The sequence below is a fragment of the Streptomyces sp. NPDC050145 genome, assembly GCF_044460245.1.
Taxonomy (GTDB): domain Bacteria; phylum Actinomycetota; class Actinomycetes; order Streptomycetales; family Streptomycetaceae; genus Streptomyces.
On sequence record NZ_JBITJS010000002.1, the window covers coordinates 338,287 to 359,939 of the forward strand.

The 21,653-nt window shown below is 71.4% G+C and carries 14 protein-coding genes; 8 read left to right on the forward strand and 6 right to left on the reverse strand.

All coding sequences use genetic code 11. The annotated features are described in order from the left end of the window. Positions 1-108: 108 nt before the first annotated feature. Positions 109-1,947 carry an acyl-CoA dehydrogenase gene (locus tag ACIBTU_RS05080; protein WP_399124495.1) on the reverse strand — a complete coding sequence of 613 codons (1,839 nt, stop codon included), beginning with the start codon at positions 1,945-1,947 and terminating at the stop codon, positions 109-111. Positions 1,948-2,128: 181 nt separating this feature from the next. On the opposite strand from ACIBTU_RS05080, the gene ACIBTU_RS05085 reads away from it, so the two are divergent. From ACIBTU_RS05085 to ACIBTU_RS05095, 3 genes are all read left to right on the forward strand, one after another. After that, a complete protein-coding gene (locus ACIBTU_RS05085; RefSeq protein WP_188338044.1) occupies positions 2,129-2,587 on the forward strand; it encodes an SseB family protein in 459 nt (152 codons plus the stop codon). Positions 2,588-2,710: 123 nt separating this feature from the next. Continuing rightward, entirely contained in the window at positions 2,711-3,676 is a 966-nt protein-coding gene (locus ACIBTU_RS05090) for a pirin family protein (protein ID WP_399124496.1), read from the forward strand. Positions 3,677-3,768: 92 nt separating this feature from the next. Beyond that, a complete protein-coding gene (locus ACIBTU_RS05095) occupies positions 3,769-4,860 on the forward strand; it encodes an AI-2E family transporter (RefSeq protein ID WP_399124497.1) in 1,092 nt (363 codons plus the stop codon). Here ACIBTU_RS05095 and ACIBTU_RS05100 read toward each other — a convergent pair. After that, positions 4,857-6,974 (reverse strand): SpoIIE family protein phosphatase, encoded by a 2,118-nt coding sequence (locus ACIBTU_RS05100; RefSeq protein ID WP_399124498.1) that lies wholly within the window; start codon positions 6,972-6,974, stop codon positions 4,857-4,859. The two genes, ACIBTU_RS05095 and ACIBTU_RS05100, sit on opposite strands and share 4 nt — an antisense overlap. 173 nt (positions 6,975-7,147) lie before the next feature. On the opposite strand from ACIBTU_RS05100, the gene aspS reads away from it, so the two are divergent. Then, positions 7,148-8,914: an aspartate--tRNA ligase gene (gene aspS, locus ACIBTU_RS05105; protein ID WP_399124499.1), complete on the forward strand. Its 1,767-nt coding sequence runs from the start codon at positions 7,148-7,150 to the stop codon at positions 8,912-8,914. Positions 8,915-8,993: 79 nt separating this feature from the next. On the opposite strand, the gene metG is transcribed toward aspS, so the two are convergent. The 3 genes from metG to ACIBTU_RS05120 form a co-directional block, all read right to left on the reverse strand. After that, on the reverse strand, positions 8,994-10,721 hold the full coding sequence (metG, locus tag ACIBTU_RS05110; RefSeq protein ID WP_399124500.1) for a methionine--tRNA ligase: 1,728 nt from the start codon (positions 10,719-10,721) through the stop codon (positions 8,994-8,996). 159 nt (positions 10,722-10,880) lie between these two features. Then, positions 10,881-12,497, reverse strand: a complete 1,617-nt coding sequence (locus tag ACIBTU_RS05115; protein ID WP_399124501.1) for a VWA domain-containing protein — start codon at positions 12,495-12,497, stop codon at positions 10,881-10,883. Positions 12,498-12,564: 67 nt separating this feature from the next. Further along, on the reverse strand, positions 12,565-13,560 hold the full coding sequence (locus ACIBTU_RS05120) for a LysR substrate-binding domain-containing protein (protein WP_399124502.1): 996 nt from the start codon (positions 13,558-13,560) through the stop codon (positions 12,565-12,567). Positions 13,561-13,758: 198 nt separating this feature from the next. Between ACIBTU_RS05120 and phnA the strand changes: the two genes are divergently transcribed. From phnA to ACIBTU_RS05135, 3 genes are all read left to right on the forward strand, one after another. Then, positions 13,759-15,042 carry a phosphonoacetate hydrolase gene (gene phnA, locus ACIBTU_RS05125; RefSeq protein WP_399124503.1) on the forward strand — a complete coding sequence of 428 codons (1,284 nt, stop codon included), beginning with the start codon at positions 13,759-13,761 and terminating at the stop codon, positions 15,040-15,042. A 176-nt stretch (positions 15,043-15,218) separates the two neighbouring features. Continuing rightward, positions 15,219-16,565 carry an MFS transporter gene (locus tag ACIBTU_RS05130; RefSeq protein WP_399124504.1) on the forward strand — a complete coding sequence of 449 codons (1,347 nt, stop codon included), beginning with the start codon at positions 15,219-15,221 and terminating at the stop codon, positions 16,563-16,565. Between the two features lie 39 nt (positions 16,566-16,604). Then, the gene (locus ACIBTU_RS05135; protein WP_399124505.1) at positions 16,605-17,744 is read left to right on the forward strand and encodes a TIGR03364 family FAD-dependent oxidoreductase; all 1,140 of its coding nucleotides are present in this window, start codon (positions 16,605-16,607) and stop codon (positions 17,742-17,744) included. 62 nt (positions 17,745-17,806) lie between these two features. Here ACIBTU_RS05135 and ACIBTU_RS05140 read toward each other — a convergent pair whose 3' ends face one another. Then, complete coding sequence (locus tag ACIBTU_RS05140) at positions 17,807-19,291, reverse strand: aldehyde dehydrogenase family protein (RefSeq protein ID WP_399124506.1); 1,485 nt, start codon at positions 19,289-19,291, stop codon at positions 17,807-17,809. 254 nt (positions 19,292-19,545) lie between these two features. On the opposite strand from ACIBTU_RS05140, the gene ACIBTU_RS05145 reads away from it, so the two are divergent. After that, positions 19,546-21,639: a PhoX family protein gene (locus tag ACIBTU_RS05145; RefSeq protein WP_399124507.1), complete on the forward strand. Its 2,094-nt coding sequence runs from the start codon at positions 19,546-19,548 to the stop codon at positions 21,637-21,639. The last annotated feature ends 14 nt before the right edge of the window (positions 21,640-21,653 follow it).

Genomic DNA, 21,653 nt, shown 5'->3' on the forward strand with positions numbered 1-21,653 from the left:
AGACGCCCGACCAGCGCCACCAGGCGGACGCGGACGCGAAAGACCCGAGGCCCGTCGCAGCTGAGCAGCGGCGACGGGCCTCGGGCCGGTGATCCGGTTCGGCGGAGCCTAGAACGCAGCCTCGTCCAGGTCCATGACGTCCAGGCCGGAGGCACTCGTGCCCTGCGCCAGCTTGCGCGCACCCGTCACGCCCGGCAGAACATTCGCCGCGAAGAACTTCGCCGCGGCGATCTTGCCCTGGTAGAAGGGCACGTCCTTGGCGGCCGCACCACCCGCGAGGGCCTCCGCTGCGACGGCAGCGCCCTTGAGCAGCAGGTAGCCGACGACCACGTCACCGGAGGCCATGAGCAGCCGGGTCGTGTTCAGGCCCACCTTGTAGATGTTCTTGGGGTCCTGCTCCGTGGCCGCGAGGTCGGTCAGCATGACGCCGACGATGGCCTCGAGCTCGACGGCCGCCTTGGCCAGCGACTCGCGGGCCCCGGTGAGCTCCTCGCCGCCCGTCTCGACCGCGAGGAACTTCTTGATCTCCTCGGCGAGACCGTTCAGCGCGGCACCCTGGTTGCGGACGATCTTCCGGAAGAAGAAGTCCTGGCCCTGGATCGCGGTCGTGCCCTCGTACAGGGTGTCGATCTTCGAGTCACGGATGTACTGCTCGATCGGGTACTCCTGCAGGAAGCCGGAGCCGCCGAAGGTCTGCAGCGACTGGGCGAGCTGCTCGTAGCCCTTCTCGGAGCCGTAGCCCTTGACGATCGGCAGGAGCAGGTCGTTGAGCGCGTGCGAGGCGGAGGCGTCCTCGCCGGCGGCCTCCTTGACCTGGATCTCGTCCTGCACGGAGGCCGTGTAGAGCACCAGCGAGCGCATGCCCTCGGCGTACGCCTTCTGCGTGAGCAGCGAGCGGCGCACGTCGGGGTGGTGCGTGATGGTGACCTTGGGCGCGGCCTTGTCCATGAACTGGGCCAGGTCGGGGCCCTGGACGCGCTCCTTGGCGTACTCCAGCGCGTTCAGGTAACCGGTCGACAGGGTCGAGATCGCCTTCGTGCCGACCATCATGCGAGCGAACTCGATGATGCGGAACATCTGGCGGATGCCCTCGTGCTTGTCGCCGATCAGCCAGCCCTTGGCGGGGTGCTGGTCGCCGAAGGTCATCTCGCACGTGTTGGAGGCCTTGAGGCCCATCTTGTGCTCGACGTTGGTCGCGTACACGCCGTTGCGCTCGCCCAGCTCGCCGGTCTCCCAGTCGAACTCGAACTTCGGGACGAGGAAGAGGGACAGGCCCTTGGTGCCGGGGCCGTGGCCCTCGGGGCGGGCGAGGACGTAGTGGAGGATGTTCTCCGACATGTCGTGCTCACCGGACGTGATGAAGCGCTTCACGCCCTCGATGTGCCAGGAGCCGTCCTCCTGCTGCACGGCCTTGGTGCGGCCGGCGCCCACGTCCGAACCGGCGTCCGGCTCGGTCAGGACCATCGTCGAGCCCCACTGCTTCTCGACGGCGATCTCGGCGGCCTTCTTCTGCCGCTCGTTGCCCTCCTCGAAGAGGATGCCGGCGAACGCGGGACCGGAGGAGTACATCCAGATCGCCGGGTTGGCGCCCAGGATCAGCTCGGCGTGGGCCCAGATGAGGGAGCGCGGCGCGGTGGTGCCGCCGATCTCCTCGGGCAGGCCCAGGCGCCAGTACTCGGAGTCCATGAAGGCCTTGTAGGACTTCTTGAAGCTGGCCGGGACGGGCGCGGTGTTCGTCTCGGGGTCGAAGACCGGAGGGTTGCGGTCCGCGTCGGTGAAGGACTCGGCCAGGTCGTTCTCGGAGAGGCGCGCCACCTCGTCGAGGATGCTCTTGGCGGTGTCGACGTCCATCTCACCGAACGGGCCGGTGCCGTACAGCTTGTCGCGGCCGAGCACCTCGAAGAGGTTGAACTCGATGTCGCGGAGATTCGACTTGTAGTGCCCCATGGCGACGGCTCCGTAAAGGCTTGGGAGGCGGGTCGTCCGGCGGTGTCCCGCGGACCTTCCTCGTACGCGTACCAACTAGTAACCACCACAATGCTACCCGTCGGTAATAAGAATCAACCCCCAGCGGGCCAACTGTGACGAACTCGGCCCCGCGCTTGCGGGGCTCGGTAGTCTTGCGTCCATGTACGGCTACGACCAGACCCCGGGCGCCGGGCAGCAGTACGCGCCCCCGCAGCAGGGCGGTTACGGGCAGCAGGCCCCGCCGCTGTATCCGGAGCCGTCGCCGCCGTCGCTCGCCGACGCGGTCCGCGCGTTCACGACCGGCTCGATGTCGGCGGAGGACTTCCAGCAGATCTTCGCCTCGTCGAAGGTCTACTGCCCGCGCGGCGACAACCCGGGCTTCCTCGCACTGCACAACACCCAGCAGCCCGTGATCCCGATGTTCACCTCGCTCAAGGAGCTGCGGACGTACGCGGGCAAGGAGTCCAAGTACTTCGTGATCACCGGCGCCGAGGTCATCGACCTGCTGCCGACCGGCTACGGCTTCGTCCTCGACATGGAGGGCGAGCACCGCATGGTCTTCGACGCGAAGGCGGTCGAACAGATGGTCGACTTCGCGATGCGCCGTATGTACGGCTAGCAGCCCCTGCGTCCCGTTTCTGGCGCCCGGAGGAATTTCCTCCGGGCGTTTTCGCGTTCCAGGTGGCAGAAAGTTCTACGTTCAACTAAAGTCGAGGTACGAGGAAGCCAGGAGGTCTCCAAAATGCCCGCTGTGACCGTCGAGAACCCGCTGACCCTGCCCCGAGTGGAAGCTCCGGCGGAAGCCGTGGCGCGCCCCGTGCTCGCCGTGACGACCGCACCGGGCGGCTTCGAGGGGGAGGGATTCCCGGTGCGCCGCGCGTTCGCCGGGATCAACTACAAGTACCTCGACCCGTTCATCATGATGGACCAGATGGGCGAGGTGGAGTACGCACCCGGAGAGCCGAAGGGCACCCCGTGGCACCCGCACCGCGGCTTCGAGACCGTGACGTACCTGCTGGACGGAACGTTCGTCCACCAGGACTCGCACGGCGGCGGCGGCACCATCACCGACGGCGACACCCAGTGGATGACGGCGGGCTCCGGCCTGCTGCACATCGAGGCGCCGCCGGAGTCCCTCGTCATGTCCGGCGGCCTCTTCCACGGCCTCCAGCTGTGGGTGAACCTGCCCGCCAAGGACAAGATGAAGGACCCGCGCTACCAGGACATCCGCGGCGGCCAGGTCAAGCTGCTCACCACCGCCGACGGCGGCGCGCTGCTCCGCGTCATCGCCGGTGAGCTCGACGGCCACGAGGGCCCGGGCATCACGCACACGCCGATCACGATGGTGCACGCCACCGTCCGCCCCGGCGCCGAGGCCACCCTGCCGTGGCGCGAGGACTACAACGGCCTCGTCTACGTGCTCGCCGGCCGCGGCACCGTCGGCACCGACCGCCGCCCGGTCCACATGGGCCAGACCGCCGTCTTCGGCGCCGGCGGCTCGCTGACCGTGCGGGCCGACGAGTCCCAGGACTCGAACACCCCGGACCTCGAGGTGGTCATCCTCGGCGGGCAGCCGATCCGTGAGCCCATGGCCCACTACGGCCCCTTCGTGATGAACACCAAGGCCGAACTCCAGCAGGCCTTCGACGACTTCCAGGCCGGCCGCCTGGGCGTCATCCCCTCCGCCGAGCGCCTGCCCCACACCTGACCGGACCGGCGGGGCCCGCGACGTGACGGATCGTCACCCGCGCGGCCCCGCCCGGCAGGTGGCCCGCAGACGGGCCGTGATGAACTGGTCGGGTGAAGGCCGACAGCGAACTTCTCCCCCGCCCCGCCCGCCGCGTCGCCGCCTGGTGCGCGGTGGCCCTGCTCGTCACCGGGGTCGCCTGGGTCGGGATCTGGCTCTGCGTCGAACTGCGCACGGCCGTCGTGCCGGTGCTGCTCGCGCTGCTCGGCACCGCCCTGCTGCGGCCCGTCTACCTCGCCCTGCGCAAGGCCAAGGTGCAGCAGTCGCTCGCGGCGGGGCTCACCTGCGCGCTGATCCTCGTGGTGGTCGGCGGCGCCGGATACATCGTGGTCGCCGCGCTCATCGACACCGGTGACCAGATCATCGCCTCCGTGAAGCAGGCCGCCCGCGACCTCTCCGACAAGTTCGGCACCGGCGCGCTCGATCTCGACCACCTCGCCGACAACGCCCAGGACCTCATCAAGAAGTACGGGGGTTCCGCCGCGTCCGGGGTGATCAGCGGGCTCAGCGTGGCCGGGGAGATCGCCGCCATGGCCGTGCTCGCCCTGCTGCTCTGCTTCTTCTTCCTGCGCGACGCCGGACGCTTCCGCGTCGCGCTGCGCCAGGCCGCGCCCGGCGCCGGCGGCGAGACCCTGGAGGCCATCGCGCGGCGCGCCTTCGCCGCGATCTCGGGGTTCATGCGCGGCACGACCGTCATCGCCCTCATCGACGCGTTCTGCATCGGCATCGGCCTGCTGATCCTGCGGGTGCCCGGCGCGGTCGGGCTCGCGGCGCTCGTCTTCGTCGGCGCGTACATCCCCTACCTCGGCGCGTTCATCTCCGGCGCCGTCGCCATCCTCGTCGCCCTCGCCGACCGCGGCTTCGTCATCGCGCTCTGGGCGCTGGGTGTCGTCCTCGCCGTGCAGGTCCTGGAGGGGCACGTCCTCCAGCCGATGATCCAGTCGCGGACGGTGCAGATGCATCCCGCGGTCGTCCTCCTCGCCATCACCTCGGGCGCCTCGGTCGCCGGAATCCTCGGCATGCTCCTGGCGGTACCCCTCACGGCGGCAGCGTTCGGCATCCTGAGCGAGTTGCGGGGCCGGTACGGCTCCGGCGGCACGACCGCCGTTTCACGTGAAACAACGCCCCCGGAGCCCACTGCCTAGGAAGCGGGCGACTCGTACAGCTCGAACCAGATGCACTTGCCCTCGCCGCGCGGGTCGACGCCCCAGCGGGAGGCGAGAAGTTCCATCAGGACGAGGCCGCGGCCGGACGAGGCCAGTTCGCCGGGGCGGCGCTTGTGGGGGAGGTCGTCGGAGCTGTCCGCGACCTCGACGCGCAGGCGGCGCGGGCCTCCCCCGGTGCCGCCGCTGACCGCGGCGACCAGCAGAGCGTCGCCGTCGGTGTGGACCAGGACGTTCGTCACCATCTCGGAGACCATCAGGACCGCCGAGTCGACCTGGTCCTCGTCGGACCAGTCGTGCAGCAGCTCGCGCAGCTGCTGGCGGGCGGCGGAGATCCGCTCGGGCTCGGCCTGGGCGATGGTCATCGCGGTGCGCCGGACCGGGACCGGCAGGGTCACCTCGGCTGTGCGGCGCAGCAGGAGCAGTGCGATGTCGTCCTCGCGGCGGTCGGCGAGGGGGCCCGTCGTGTAGTGCGAGGCGGGGCCGAGCACGGCCTGGACGAGGGTGTCGGCCAGCTCCTCCAGGTGTTCGGCGGGGCCCGACTCCAGTGCCTCGCGGACCCGGGACCAGCCGGTGTCCAGGTCGTGGCCGCCGGTCTCTATCAGCCCGTCGGTGCAGATCAGCAGCGTCTCGCCGGGCTCGAGGACGAGCCGGGAGGTGGGGTAGTCGGCGTCCGGGTCGATGCCGAGGGGCAGGCCGCCGGCGGTGGGCCGGATCAGGACGGTGCCGTCGGCGGTGCGGATCGCCGGCTCGGGGTGGCCCGCGCGGGCGACCTCCAGGACGCCGGTCGCGGGGTCGGCCTCGATGTAGAGGCAGGTCGCGAAGCGCGGGTCCTCGTTCTCCGAGCGGGCCGCGTCCCCGACCCCGGACAGGAAGCGGGAGGCGCGGGAGAGGACGGCGTCGGCGTGGTGTCCCTCGGCGGCGTAGGCGCGCAGGGCGACGCGGAGCTGGCCCATCAGTCCGGCCGCGCGCACGTCGTGGCCCTGTACGTCGCCGATGACCAGGGCGATGCGGTCGCCGGGCAGCGGGATCATGTCGTACCAGTCGCCGCCGACCTGGAGGCCGCCGCCGGTCGGGACGTAGCGGGCGGTGATGCTCATGCCGGGTATCTCGGGGCCGAGGGTCGGCAGCATCGACTTCTGGAGGCCGTCGGTGAGCTCCCGCTCGGACTCGGCGACCCCGGCCCGGGACAGGGCCTGCGCCAGCATGCGGGCGACGGTGGTGAGGACGGAGCGCTCGTCCGGGGTGAACGACACCCGGTAGGCGAAGCCCGCCATCCACGCGCCGATGGTGCGGCCCGCCACGACCAGCGGCAGGAACGCCCAGGACTGCCGCTGGAACGGCGCGGCGAGCGGCCAGGCGGCGGGGTAGCGGTCGCGGTAGTCCTCGGGCGAGGACAGGTAGACGGCGCGGCCGGAGCGTACGACCTCGGCGGCCGGATAGTCCGTCGCCAGGTCCATGTCGGTGAAGGGCCCCTCGTCGCCCGCCTGCTGCCCGTGGTGGCCGATGACGGTGAGCCGCTCGCCCGCGACGCCGAACACGGCCAGGCCGCTGGGCGAGAACCCGGGCATGGACAGACCGGCGGCGACCCGCAGCACCTCCGCCGTCGAACCGGCCTCCGCGAGGGCGCGCCCCGCGTCGAGCAGGAACGCCTCGCGGGAGCGGCGCCAGTCGCCGGTGACGGGGGTGCGGGAGGCAGCGCCGGGGCTCTGGTCGGAGACCTCCTGGAGGGTGCCGATCAGCTCGTAGGAGCCGGGGTCGTCGCCGTGGACGACGGGGCGGGAGCGGCTGCGCACCGTACGCAGGACGTGGCCCTGCTCGTCCATGATCCGCAGGCGGGCCTCGGCGAGCGTGCCCTCGGCGACGGCGAGGCGGACGACGCCGTCGATCTCGTTCCAGTCGACCGGGTGGAAACAGGCGCGGGCACCGGCCTCCGTGAGGGTGACGGGCTTGCCGTCGGGCGAGGGCACTCCGATGAGCCGGGCGGCCTCCGCGTCGAACGTGACGAGGCCGGCCCGGTTGTCCCACCGCCACAGGCCGGTCGCGAGAGCGGCGAGGACGTCCTCCACCGGCGGGAGGGGCTCACCAGTGCTCATGGCCCCACTGTAAGAAGAGGAGATCGCACACTGCCACCGAGAGTGCCCGCGCGGACGGGCGCCGCGGGCACGGCGGGAGTATTCGGAAACCGATCACTACGCGGCCGGTACCCTTGGGAGATCCGGGTCGTGACCCCGGGAGATCCCGAATCGCAAAGGCTGGATGAACGACGATGCATCGGTACAGGTCCCACACCTGCGGCGAGCTCCGCGCCTCTGACGTCGGCAGCGACGTCCGGCTGAGCGGCTGGCTGCACAATCGCCGAGACCTGGGCGGCATCCTCTTCATCGATCTGCGCGACCACTACGGCATCACGCAGCTCGTGGCCCGTCCGGGCACGAAGGCCGCCGAGGTCCTCGACAAGCTGACCAAGGAGACGGTCGTCCGCGTCGACGGCAAGGTCGTCTCCCGCGGCGCCGACAACGTCAACGCGGAGCTGTCGACGGGCGAGATCGAGATCGAGGCCAGTGAGGTCGAGGTGCTCGGCGCGGCCCAGCAGATCCCGTTCACGATCAACGCGGACGACGGCGTGAACGAGGAGCGGCGCCTGGAGTACCGCTTCCTCGACCTGCGCCGCGAGCGCATGCACAAGAACATCATGCTGCGCTCGGCCGTGATCGCCTCGATCCGCTCGAAGATGGTCGCCCTCGGCTTCAACGAGATGGCGACGCCGATCCTCGCCGCGACCTCCCCCGAGGGCGCCCGCGACTTCGTCGTCCCGTCCCGTCTGAACCCGGGCAAGTTCTACGCGCTGCCGCAGGCCCCGCAGCAGTTCAAGCAGCTGCTGATGATCTCGGGCTTCGACCGCTACTTCCAGATCGCGCCGTGCTTCCGTGACGAGGACGCGCGCGCGGACCGCTCGCCGGGCGAGTTCTACCAGCTCGACGTCGAGATGAGCTTCGTGGAGCAGGAAGACGTCTTCCAGCCCATCGAGAAGCTCATGACGGAGCTGTTCACCGAGTTCGGCGGCGGCCGTGAGGTCACCTCGCCGTTCCCGCGCATCCCGTTCCGCGAGTCGATGCTGAAGTACGGCAACGACAAGCCGGACCTGCGCGCCAAGCTCGAGCTGGTCGACATCTCCGACGTGTTCGAGGGCTCGGAGTTCAAGGCGTTCGCCGGCAAGCACGTGCGCGCGCTGGCCGTCCCGGACACCGCCTCGCAGTCCCGCAAGTTCTTCGACGGCCTGGGTGACTACGCGGTCGAGCACGGCGCCAAGGGCCTCGCCTGGATCCGCGTCGGCGAGGACGGCTCCTTCCAGGGCCCGATCGCGAAGTTCCTCACGGAGGAGAACGCGAAGGTCCTCACCGAGCGCCTCGGCCTGGTCCACGGTCACGCCGTGTTCTTCGGCGCGGGCGAGTTCGACGAGGTCTCCAAGATCATGGGCGCGGTCCGCGTCGAGGCCGCCAAGCGCGCCGGCCACTTCGAGGAGGGCGTCTTCCGCTTCGCGTGGATCGTCGACTTCCCGATGTACGAGAAGGACGAGGAGACGGGCAAGATCGACTTCTCGCACAACCCGTTCTCCATGCCGCAGGGCGGCCTCGAGGCCCTGGAGACCCAGGACCCGCTGGACGTCCTCGGCTGGCAGTACGACATCGTGTGCAACGGCATCGAGCTGTCCTCCGGCGCGATCCGGAACCACGAGCCCGAGATCATGTTCAAGGCGTTCGAGATCGCCGGTTACTCCAAGGAGACCGTGCAGAGCGAGTTCGCCGGCATGCTCCGCGCGTTCGAGTACGGCGCCCCGCCGCACGGCGGCATCGCCCCGGGCGTCGACCGCATCGTGATGCTCCTCGCCGACGAGCCGAACATTCGCGAGACGATCGCCTTCCCGCTGAACGGCAACGCCCAGGACCTCCTCATGGGCGCCCCGACCGAGCTGGACGAGGCGCGCCTGCGCGAGCTGAACATCCAGCTCCGCAAGCCGGTCGAGAAGAAGTAGCGCACCGCGCGGACGCACCGCACACACGAAGGGCCCGGAACCGACTGGTTCCGGGCCCTTCGTGCTGAGCGGCTGTTGCTTACGCGGTCGGTTCGCCGCCGAAGCGCTCCTTGTAGGACTCCAGGTCCTCGTCGGTGATCTTGGCGAAGAGGACCGGCGGGACGGTGAAGGGGGTGCCGGCGGGGACCGTCGTCAGCGCCGTCGCCTCCTCGGCGGAGATCCACGTACGGGCCTCGTCGCCCGGGAGGGCGAACGCGGCGCGCATCGCGGCGGCGGAGGACGGGATGAACGGCTCGGAGACCACCGAGTAGAGGTGGATGAGGTTCATCGCGGTGCGCAGGGTGAGGGCCGCGCCGTCCTTGTCGGTCTTGATCTCCAGCCAGGGGGCCTTCTCCTCCAGGTAGGAGTTGCCCGCCGACCACAGGGCGCGCAGCGCCGCCGCGGCCTTGCGGAACTGGAGGGCCTCCATCTGCTCCTCGTACTCGGCGAGCAGCCGGGAGATCTCCGCGCCCAGGTTCGCCTCGGCCTCGCCGGGCTCACCGCCCGCCGGGACCTCCTCGCCGAAGCGCTTCTTGGAGAAGGACAGGACGCGGTTGACGAAGTTGCCGAGGGTGTCGGCCAGGTCCTTGTTCACCGTCGCCGTGAAGTGCTCCCAGGTGAACGACGAGTCGTCGGACTCCGGGGCGTTGGCGATCAGGAAGTAGCGCCAGTAGTCGGCCGGGAGGATGTCGAGCGCCTGGTCGGTGAAGACGCCGCGCTTCTGCGAGGTGGAGAACTTGCCGCCGTAGTACGTCAGCCAGTTGAAGGACTTCAGGTAGTCGACCTTCTTCCACGGCTCACGGACGCCCATCTCCGTCGCCGGGAACATCACCGAGTGGAACGGGACGTTGTCCTTCGCCATGAACTCCGTGTACCGGACGTCGGCGGCGCCCTCGGGCTCGTACCACCAGGACTTCCAGTCCCGGTTCTCCGGGTCCTCGTCCGCCCACTCCTTCGTCGAGCCGATGTACTCGATCGGGGCGTCGAACCAGACGTAGAAGACCTTGCCCTCGGCGGCCAGCTCCGGCCAGGTGTCGGCCGGGACGGGGACGCCCCAGTCCAGGTCACGGGTGATCGCGCGGTCGTTGAGGCCCTCGGTCAGCCACTTGCGGGCGATGGAGGACGCCAGGTGCGGCCACTCGCCGGCGACCTCGTCGATCCAGGCCTCGACCTCGACCTGCAGCTTCGACTGGAGCAGGAAGAGGTGCTTCGTCTCGCGGATCTCCAGGTCGGTGGAGCCGGAGATCGCCGAGCGCGGGTTGATCAGGTCGGTCGGGTCCAGGACGCGCGTGCAGTTCTCGCACTGGTCGCCGCGGGCCTTGTCGTAGCCGCAGTGGGGGCAGGTGCCCTCGACGTAGCGGTCCGGGAGGAAGCGGCCGTCGGCGGGCGAGTACACCTGCCGGATCGCACGCTCCTCGATGAACCCGTTCTCGTTCAGCTTGCGGGCGAAGTGCTGGGTGATCTCCGCGTTCTGCGGCGAGGACGAGCGGCCGAAGTGGTCGAAGGCGAGCGCGAACCCGTCGTAGACCGCCTTCTGCGCGTCGTGCGCCTGCGCGCAGAACTCCGCGACCGGGATGCCCCGCTCCTTCGCGGCCAGCTCGGCCGGGGTGCCGTGCTCGTCCGTCGCGCAGATGTACAGGACCTCGTGGCCGCGCTGGCGCAGGTAACGGGAGTACACGTCGGCCGGGAGCATGGACCCCACCATGTTGCCCAGGTGCTTGATCCCGTTGATGTACGGAAGGGCGCTGGTGATGAGGTGTCGAGCCATCGGGGGCTGCTCCCAAGTCGTGACGATGTGGTGCGCGGGGGCGGATGTGGGGTGCTGCTCGCCGTCCGCTGAATCCAGAAATCGTATCCGACACGGGGCGGCCGCCCGCGCGGTGTTTTACTGCGCGGACGGCCGGGGGTCGTGGGTGGGCTCTTGTGACTACGGGCGCCAGGTCGCCAGGAGGCCCTTGTAGAGCTCGGCGTCGGTCAGCTCGCGGGGGCTGGCGCCCGCGAGGAAGTGGCCGGCGTTGTCCGCCTTCAGCTTGCGCAGGTAGTCGAAGGCCTTGCCCTCCGGGTCGCCGAACGCGACGAACTGGAAGTGGATCGGGCGGCTCGCCGCCTTCGCCAGGGCCTCGTTCGCCGGGCGCTGCACGTCCGGGGGGCCGTCCGTCTGGAACACGACCAGTGCGGGGAGGGTCGGGTCCTCGGACTTCTCGTGGTGGGCGACGATCTCCTCGATCGCCCGGTGGTAGCTGGTGCGGCCCATCCGGCCGGCCTCCGCGTGCCACGCGTCGATCCGGCCCTCGTACGAGGCGTCCAGAGTCAGGTCGCCCGTCGCGTCGATGTCCGTCGAGAAGAAGACGGTGTGGACGGTGGGGGTGTCCCGGGGGTCCAGGTGGGCCGCGAGGGCGAGGGTCTGCTCGGCGAGGGCGTTCGCGGAGCCGTCCTTGTAGTACGGGCGCATGGAGCCGGAGCGGTCCAGGACGAGGTAGACCGTGGCGCGGGTGCCGGTGAGGTCGTTCTTCTTCAGCTCGGCGCCGGCGGCCTTGTAGGCCGGGGCCAGGGCGGGGGTGCGGGACTTGATCTCGGCCGGGGCGTGGGCGGGCTTGCCCGGCTTCGCGTCCGGGGTCTCCGACGCGGGGGCCGGGGCCTCTTCGGCGGGCCCGGTCGGCTCGGTCGGCTCTGCCTCGGCGGCGACCGGCTGGGCTTCCTCGGCGGGGGCGGGGGCTGCCTCGGTGGCGACCGGCGCGGCCTCCTCGACCGGCTCGGGGGCGCCGGCCGGCTCGGGCGTCTCGGCCTCGGCGAGCTCCGGCTCGGCCGGGACGACAGCCGGCTCGGGCTCTTCGGTGGGGGCGGGGGCCGCCTCGGCCGCGACCGGTTCGGCTTCCTCGGCGGGGGCGGCGACCGGCTCGGGGGCCTCGGCCGGGGTCTCGCTCGCGTCGGCGGCAGTCGGCTCGGCCTCGTCGGCAGGAGCCACCTCCACCTCCGCCTCGGCCGCGACCGGCTCGGCCTTCGCGGCTTCCTCGGCGGGAGCGGGGGTCGGCTCGGCGGCGACCGGCTCGGTCTCCTCGGCCGGAGCGGGGTCCGACTCGTCGGCGACGGGCTCGGCTGCCTCGTCCGCGACGGGCTCGGTCTCCTCGGCGGGGGCCGCGACCGGCTCGGGGGCCTCGGCCAGGGGCTCGCTCGCTTCGGCCGCCGCCGGCTCGGGCTCTCCGGAGGGGGCGGGGATCGTGACGTTGTCGAAGGCCGCGGCCACCAGATCGTCCGCTTCGGAGTTCGCCGGGGCGGGGATCTTCGGGGCCTCGGACTCGATCACCGGCTCCGGCTCAGGCTCCGCCTTCGCCGAGGGCTCCGGGTCCGCCGGGGCGTAGTGGGTCGGCTGGGTCGGGACCTTCGGGGCCGGGGTGTCCGAGGAGGACTCCGGCTCCGCCGCCGACCGGGCCGCCTCCGGTTCCGCCGGGGCGGGGATCTTCGGGTCGGTGGAAGGCTCCGCGGCGGGGTCGTCCTTCTTGCGGTTCCGTCCGAACGCGTTCCGCAGACGATCCAGAATGCCCATGTGCGCAACCTTCCGCATGAGTTGGTCCCCAAACGCCCGAACCCCTGGCCAGGGCGGACACGTAAGGTTAGCCGCCGCTCGGCGACCGCTCCGCAGTGCGTTCGCCCGCGTCCGGGTGGTCCGGGAATTCCCGCAGGCCGCCGCCCAGTTCACGAGCCCAGATGCCGTCCGGCGAACGCAGCAGTTGGACGAAGGCGCGCTCCGCGGGGGAGAGCAGCCGGTCGCGGCGGCGGACCAGGGAGACGGGGCGCGGGCTCGGTTCCGGTTCGACCGGGAGGATCGTGAGCGCGCCCGAGCGCTCCACGTCGTCGACCACGGCGTGCTCGGAGATGAGGGCGACGCCGAGTCCCGCGCCGACGCACTGCTTCACCGCCTCGGGGCCCCACACGTCCGACCTCGACACCTGCTCGGCCACGCCCCACTCGTCGAGGACCCGCTCCTGTTCCGTACGGGTGTGGGAGCCGGGCTCGCGCATGAGGAAGCACTCGCCCGCGAGCAGCGCCGGGTCGAGCGGTCCGGAGCGGTCGGCCAGCCGGTGACCGGTGCGGGCGACGAGGACCAGACGCTCCTGGAGCACCGGTTCGACCAGCAGCTGGGCCGTCTCCCCGGGCCCGCCCGCGACGACCGCGATGCCGATGTCCCCGGCGAGCAGCCGCTCCGCGACGGCCCGGTTGTTGCCGACGAACACATCGCACTCGACGCCCGGGTACCGCGCCCGGAAGCGGGCGAGGAGCGTGGGCAGCAGATACGTGCCGACCGTCGTCGAGCCGCCCACGAGCAGCCGCCCGTGTTCGAGGGACGACACCTGCTGCACGGCCGCCACCGCCTCGTCGGCGAGCAGGAAGACGCGCTTGGCGTACGCGGCGAGCACCTCGCCCTCCGCCGTCGGCCGGGTCCGCGCGCCCGAGCGGTCCACCAGCGTCACCTTGAGCGACTGCTCGAGCCGCCGTACCTGGTTGGAGACCGAGGGCTGACTCATGTACAGCTCGTGCGCCGCGGCCGAGAACCCCTGATGCTCGACCACTTTGAGGAAGATCCAGAGGCGGTGCAGGTTGAGCTCCATAGTCGCGCGAGCGTAGAGCACTACTGACCGGTCGGACAGGGTCCCGGCACGCCTCGTGCGCGGCCCGTGGGGCTATGGCCGCCATAGCGAACTTCGTGGTTCTGCGCCCCGGAACGCCGGTGGTACCCATGGAATCGAGGGCGCCCCACGGCTCCCGCACCGACGCCCGACACCTACGACCCACAGGGGTGGACGTACATGAATCCTGTCGCCGGCACGACGTGGCAGACCTCCGCCGACGGCTCGCGGCTCACCGTCAACGGGCGCGCGTACCCACGCCCGGGCTCTCCCGTGGTGGTCGTCTGCATCGACGGCAGTGAGGACGCCTACCACGAGCGCGCGATCGCGGACGGTCTGATGCCGTTCACGGAAGGCATGCTGGCGCGCGGCGGCGACCTGCGCGGCGCGTGCACGATGCCGTCCTTCACCAACCCCAACAACCTGTCCATCGCGACCGGCGTCCCGCCCGCCGTGCACGGCATCTGCGGCAACTACTTCTACGACGCCGAGGCCGGCGAGGAAGTCATGATGAACGCGCCGGAACTGCTGCGCGCGCCCACCCTCTTCGCCGCCTTCTCGCAGACCGGCGCCAAGGTCGCCGTCATCACCGCCAAGGACAAGCTGCGCCGGCTGCTCGGCAGCGGCCTCGCCGAGGGCGGCATCTGCTTCTCCGCCGAGAAGGCCGACCAGGTCACCCTGGCGGAGAACGGCATCGAGAAGGTCCTGGAGTCCACCGGCTTCGCACTGCCCTCCGTGTACAGCGCGGAGCTGAGCGAGCTGGTGATGGCCGCCGGGTGCGACGTGCTGGAGCGCGACCGGCCCGACCTCATGTACCTGTCGCTCACCGACTACATCCAGCACAAGCACGCGCCGGGCTCCCCCGTCGCCAACCGCTTCTACGCGATGCTGGACCGCTACTTCGAGCGGATCGACGCGCTCGGCGCGGTCCTCGTCGTCACCGCCGACCACGGGATGAACGCCAAGTCGGACGGGGAGGGCGAGGCCCGGGTCGTCTTCCTGTCGGACTGGTTCGACGCCGAGACCGGGGCGGGCGCCAGCCGGGTCATCCTGCCGATCACCGACCCGTACACCGTGCACCACGGCGCCCTCGGCTCGTACGCGACCGTGCACCTGCCGGACGGCGCCGACCGTGAGGCGCTGCGCGCGAAGCTCGCCGGGGTCGGCGGCGTCGACACCGTCCTCACCCGCGAGGAGGCCTGCGAGCGGTTCGAGCTGCCCGGCGACCGGATCGGGGACCTCGTCGTCATCGCCGAGCGCAACACGGTCCTCGGCACGACCGCCGCCCGGCACGACATCTCCGGGTTCAAGGAGCCGCTGCGCTCGCACGGCGGCCTCACCGAACAGCGCGTCCCCGTCCTGGTCAACCGGCCCGTCGAGCTTCCGGCGGGGCACCGGCTGCGGAACTTCGACGCGTACTGGATCGGCTGCCACGCGGCCGCCGAGGAGCCGCTCCCCGCCTGACCCCACCCCGCAGACCCCCCGTAGAACCCCAGTAGAACCCCCGTAGAACCCCAACCCCCCCCACCGCTCAAGGCCATTCAGCAGTACCGGCCCCGGCGCCGCCGAGGTGTGCGCCGGGGCCGTGCCGTACCCGGATCAGTTCAGCCCCTTCCGCTCCGTCGAGGATTGGACTCCCCATGGCCGACACCGACCCACCGTCCGTCCCCAACCCACCCCCTCCGGGCCACACCCCCGTCACCACCCGCGAGGCCCAGCGCACCGTCCACCCGTACCTGGTCAGCCCCCGGCTGCGCTGGCAGATCTTCGCCGTCACCTGGATCGCGTACGCGGGCTTCTACTTCGTGCGGCAGGCGTTCTCCGTCGCGAAGCTCGGCATCCTGGACGACCCGCTGCTCGCCCACACCCTCTCCGAACGCGTCCTCGGCGTCATCGACGCGATCTATCTCGCGGCGTACGCCGTCGGGCAGTTCGTGTGGGGCGCCTGGTCCGACCGGTTCGGACCACGCCGCGTCGTGATCACCGGCATGATCGGCGCGATCGGCGCCGCCTGCCTGATGGGCGCCTCCAGCGCGCTGCTCGTGTTCGGCGGCGCCATGGTCGTCCAGGGCCTCGCGCAGTCCGCGGGCTGGGCGCCACTGTGCAAGAACATGGGCGCCTTCTTCCCCGTCGCCGAGCGCGGCCGGGTGCTCGGCATCTGGTCGACGAACTACGCGTTCGGCGGCCTCGCCGCGCCCCCGTTCCTGGGCTGGCTGGCCTACTCGGTGTTCGACAGCTGGCAGGCCGCGTTCTTCTGCGGGGCCGCTTCGCTGGCCGTCGTCCTCGTCCTCTTCGTCCTCTTCCAGCGCGACGCGCCCGAACCGGGCAGCAAGGGGGAGAAGGAGAAGGAGCCCGGCGCCGAGCCGACCCGGCGCGGTGGGCTCGCCCTGTACCGCTCGACGCTGCGGGACCCGATGGTGCTCACCCTCGGCGCCGCGTACTTCCTGCTCAAGCCGGCCCGGTACGCGATCCTGCTGTGGGGCCCGGTGCTGGTCAGCGACCGGCTGCCGCACGTCGACAAGGTGAGCGCCACGGTCATCCCGGTCGCGTTCGGCGCGGCCGGGGTCGCCGCGCCGATCGCCGTGGGCTGGGTCTCGGACCGGATCTTCCAGTCCCGGCGCGTGCCCGCCGCCGTCCTGTCGCTCGCCCTGCTGACCGTCGTGCTCGGCCTGTTCATGCCGCTCACCGCGACGGGCAGCGTCGGCGTGATGATGGCGCTGCTCGCCGTGATCGGGCTCGCGGTGTACGCGGCCGACTCGATGATCTCCTGTGTCGCCGCGGTCGACTTCGGCACCGAGGACGGCGCGGGCACCGCCGCCGGACTGGTCAACGGCTGCGGCTCGATCGGCGCGATCCTCGGCGGCCTGCTGCCCGGCTTCCTGTCCGGCTCCGCGCTGTTCCTGCTGTTCTCGGTCGCGGCCCTGCTGGCCGGGCTCGTCATGCTCCCGCACTGGAACCGCCGTCCGCGCACCGCGGCGGCCCGCTGAACTCCCCCTTTCCACCGGTTCGTTGAAAGGCAGGCAGACATGAACCGTCAGCACGCGGACACCGCCGTCGTCGGCGCCGGCATCGTCGGGCTCGCGCACGCGCTCGCCGCCGCCCGGCTCGGCCGCAAGGTCGTCGTCTTCGAACGGGACGACTTCGCGGTCGGCGCCTCGATCCGCAACTTCGGGATGATCTGGTCGGTCGGCCAGCAGCGCGGCCACGTGTACGAGCGGGCGCTGCGCAGCCGTGAGGTGTGGCTGGAGGTGGCCGCCAAGACCGGTCTGTGGGCGCCCGAGACGGGCTCCCTGCATCTGGCCCACCACGCCGACGAGATCGCGGTCCTGGAGGAGTTCCTCCAGCTCAGCGACGCGGCCCGGGAGCGGGGCGCGCGGATGATCACGGCGGACGAGGCCGTCGAGCGGTCCGGTTTCGCGCGCCCGGACGGGCTGCTCGGCGCGATGTGGAGCCCGACGGAGGTCAACGTCGACCCGCGCCGGGCGATCCCGGCCGTCGCCGAGTACCTGGCCGCCGAGTACGGCGTCGAGTTCCACTTCGGCACCCATGTGCGCGGCATCGCGGCGCCGACCGTCTCGACGACGGCCGGCGACTGGGACTGCGGGCAGGTCTTCGTCTGTTCCGGCAACGACTTCGCCTCGCTCTACCCGGAGGTCTTCGCCGAGAGCGGCCTGACCCGCTGCAAGCTCCAGATGATGCGCACGGCCCCGCTGGCCGGCGGGCGGACGCTCGGCCCGATGCTCTGCGGCGGCCTCACCCTGCTCCACTACGCGGCCTTCGACGGCTGCCCGTCGCAGGCCGCGCTCGCCGAACGGATGGGCGCGGAGCGGTCGTTCCACCGCGAGCACGGCATCCACGTCCTCGTCTCGCAGACCGCCGACGGGCGTCTCACCCTCGGCGACTCGCACGCGTACGGGCTCACGCTCGGCCCGTTCGCGGACGGCGCCGTCGACGACGCGGTCCTGGAGTACCTCGACACCTTCGCCGGGCTGCCGCCGGAGGCGGAGGTCACCGAGCGCTGGGTCGGCTTCTACCCGTCGCTGCGGGACGGCCGCACCGACCTGGTCGTCGACCCCGAGCCAGGCGTCACGGTCGTCAACGGTGTCGGCGGCGCGGGCATGACCCTCTCGTTCGGCCTCGCCGAGGAGAACCTGGCCACGCGCTGAGCCCCGTACACGCCGAAGGGCCGGCTCCTCCCCGAGGAGGAACCGGCCCTTCGGCGTAGGCGTCAGTAGGAGATGCAGGCCGAGTGCCAGGCCGTGTAGAAGTCGAAGACCTCCGGCGAGCACTCCGGCGGGCCGTACTGGCTGGCCTTGTCGCCGACGTGCGGCAGATGCGCGTACGCGCCGACGCCGGGCCGGTTGACGTGCAGCATGCCCGCCTCGAAGCGGTCCAGGGCCTCGAAGGCGCGGGTCTGCGAGGCGGTGAAGATCGTCCCGGACATGCCGTACTTCACCGAGTTCGCGATGCGCAGCGCGTCGTCGAAGTCCTCGGCGTCCACGACCGCGAGGACCGGCCCGAACACCTCCTCCTGCGCCAGCTCCGCGTCCCACGGCACGTCCCGGATCACGGTCGGCTGGACGTAGCAGCCCTCCGGCAGGCCGGGGCGTTCCTCGCGGCCGCCGCCGCACACCACCTTGCCGCCGTCGCGCTGCGCGCCCGCGATCGCGGCGAGGGCCGCGTCCCGGCGCGCGGGGTCCACGACCGGGCACAGTTCGGAGGCGGGGTCGAAGCCGGGTCCGACCCGCAGTCCGGCGACCCGGGCGACGAGCCGCTCCAGGAACTCCTCGCGCACCCGGACGTCGACGACGGCCCGGCTGGTCGCCGAACAGCGCTGGCCCGCCTGCCCGAACGCCCCGTGCACGACGGCGTCGACGGCCTTGTCGAGGTCGGCGTCGTCGCACACGATCACCGCGTTCTTGCCGCCGAGTTCGAGCTGGGTGCGCAGCAGCCGGTGGGCGCCGCCGGTGTGGATGGCGGTGCCGATCGGCAGCGAGCCGGTGAAGCTGATGCCGGCCACGGCCGGGTTGGCGACGAGCGCCTCACCGGCCGCCGCGTCGCCCTGCACCAGGTTCAGCACCCCGTCCGGCAGGCCCGCCCGCCGGAAGACGTCGACGAGGAGCGCCGAGGTGAGCGGCGTCAGCGGGGAGGGCTTCAGGATCGCGGTGCAGCCGGCGAGGAGCGCCGGGGCCACCTTCCACATGGGGATGGCCAGCGGGAAGTTCCACGGCGAGATCAGTCCGACCACGCCGATCGGCTTGCGGAAGGTGTACGCGAAGGTGCGGGCCTCCTCCGCCGGGACCGTGACCCCGCCCAGCCGCCGGGCCTGCCCGGCGGTGAACTCCAGGACGGCCTTGGCCCGTTGGACCTCCCCGACGGCCTCCTTCAGGAGCTTGCCCTGCTCGCGCGTGATGGCGTGCGCGAACTCCCGCGTGCGCTCGTCCAGGAGGTGCAGCGCTTTCGTCAGGAAGGCGGCCCGCTCGATCGGTCCGATGCCGCGCCAGCCGTCGAGCGCCCGCCGCGCCTCCTCGACCGCGAGGTCGACGTCGGCGCCGCCCGATTCCGCGAACTCCCCCAGGACGTCGGAGACATCGGCCGGGTTCACATCGGGGCGGCGCTGTCCCGACTGCGCCGCGACCCACCGCCCGCCGATGTGGTTCTCCGTCAGATGTCCCGCCACCTCGAACCGTGTGTCTCCCGGTGCCACAGCCATTCCCTGCTCCTTCGCAGCCGGTGGGATCGTCACCGCCACCCTGGCCCCGGGAACAGCGGGTGAACAACGGGTGATCTGCGAATACCGGGTATAGGGGCGCGCTATGCGAGCTCCTCGCGCGCGCCTCGCCCGTGCCTTTCGGAGCCGCCGACAGGTTCACCGCGCGTTCATCCCGCGTCCCCCGTCCCGCACCCGCGCCCCCCTACCGTCGCGGCCGACACGACTTCGTAAAGGGGAGGGAAAGCGTGCGGAAAATGCTGCCGCTGGTCTCGGTCGACGGACGTCACGCGGGGGGCCGTTCGGCGCTGACCTGTCGGTTCCGCTGTGGTGACGCCTGTTTCCACGAGGTGCCGAACACCAGCGACAACGCGTACGTCGGCGATGTCGTCGCCGGTGCGCTGAGCCGCCGTTCGATGCTGCGCGCCGCCGCCGTGGTGACGGTCGCGGCCGCCGCCGGTACGACGGTCCTGGCCGGTCCGGGCGTGGGGGACGCCACGGCCGCCGCCGGACACGGCGGGCCCGGCGGGGGCGCGGCGACGACGGACGGTGCGCGCGGGCTGCGGTTCGCGCCGGTCGCGCCGAACACCGCCGACGCCGTCACGGTGCCCGGCGGGTACGGGCAGAACGTCGTCGTCCGCTGGGGCGAGCCGATCCTGCGCGGCGCCCCGGCCTTCGACGCGGAGCACCAGAGCGCGAAGGCGCAGGCCGGACAGTTCGGCTACAACAACGACTTCCTGAGCCTGCTGCCGCTGCGCGGCGAGCACGGCCGGCAGGTCCTCGTCGCCAACCACGAGTACACCGACGAGATCCTGATGTTCCGCGGCTACGACCCGGCGAACCCGACCCGCGAGCAGGTCGAGATCGCGTGGGCCGCGCACGGCCTGTCCGTCGTCGTGGTCGAGGAGAACCGGAAGAACGGCGGCCTGAACGCCGTCTCGCGCCACCACCTCAACCGGCGCCTGACCGCCACCAGCCCGTTCCGTCTCTCCGGCCCGGTCGCGGGCAGCGACCTGGTCCGTACGAAGGCCGACCCGAAGGGCACGACCGTCCTCGGCACGCTCAACAACTGCTCGGGCGGCACCACTCCGTGGGGCACGACGCTGCACGGCGAGGAGAACTTCAACCAGTACTTCGCGAACGCCGCCAAGGTCACCGACCCGGCGACGGCCGCCCGCCTCAAGCGGTACGGCGTGATCGGCGAGGCCTCCGAGCGCAAGTGGGAGCGGTTCGACGACCGTTTCGACCTGGCCAAGGAGCCCAACGAGGTCAACCGTTTCGGCTGGGTCGTCGAACTCGACCCGTACGACCCGGAGTCGACCCCGCGCAAGCGCACCGCGCTCGGCCGCTTCAAGCACGAGGCCGCGCAGCCGCGCCTGACCGACGACGGCCGCCCGGTCGTCTACATGGGCGACGACGAGAAGTTCGACTACTTCTACAAGTTCGTCAGCAGCAAGCGCATGGCGAAGGGCACCTCGCGGGCCGCCCACGCGCACAACCTGACCCTCCTCGACGAGGGCACCCTGTACGTCGCCAAGCTCACCGGCGACTCCCCGGCGGGCCAGATCGACGGGACCGGCGCGCTGCCCGCCGACGGCGAGTTCGACGGCTCCGGTACGTGGATCCCGCTGGCCACCGCCTACGCGGGCGGCCGCGCCGTCTCCCACGTCGAGGGCATGACCGCCGAGGAGGTCTACCTCTTCACGCGGTTCGCGGGGGACAAGGCCGGGGCCACGAAGATGGACCGGCCCGAGGACATCGAGCCGTCGCCGCGCACCGGCAAGGTGTACGTCGCGCTCACGAACAACTCCGACCGCGGCAAGGCCGGCAAGGCGGGCCCGGACGAGGCCAACCCCCGCAACCTCAACAAGCACGGCCAGATCCTCGAACTGACCGAGGCGCGCAACCGGGCCGAGTCGACCTCATTCGGCTGGTCGCTGTTCCTGGTCGCCGGTGACCCGGAGGACCCGGCGACGTACTTCGCCGGGTTCCCGAAGGACCGGGTCAGCGCGATCTCCTGCCCGGACAACGTCACGTTCGACCCGCACGGCAACCTGTGGATCTCCACGGACGGCAACCAGCTGGGCTCGCACGACGGGCTGTTCGGTGTCGCGACGCGGGGTGAGCGGCGGGGCGAGCTGAAGCAGTTCCTCACGATGCCGACCGGGGCGGAGACCTGCGGTCCGCTTGTGCAGGATCGCCGGGTGCTGGTGTCCGTTCAGCACCCCGGGGAGATCGACGGGGCGTCCGTCGAGCGTCCGGCCAGCGCATGGCCTGACGGCCCGGGCCGGATCGTCCGTCCGTCGGTGGTGTCGGTGTGGCGCGCCGACGGTGGTGACATCGGCGTCTAGCTCGGTCGATTCGG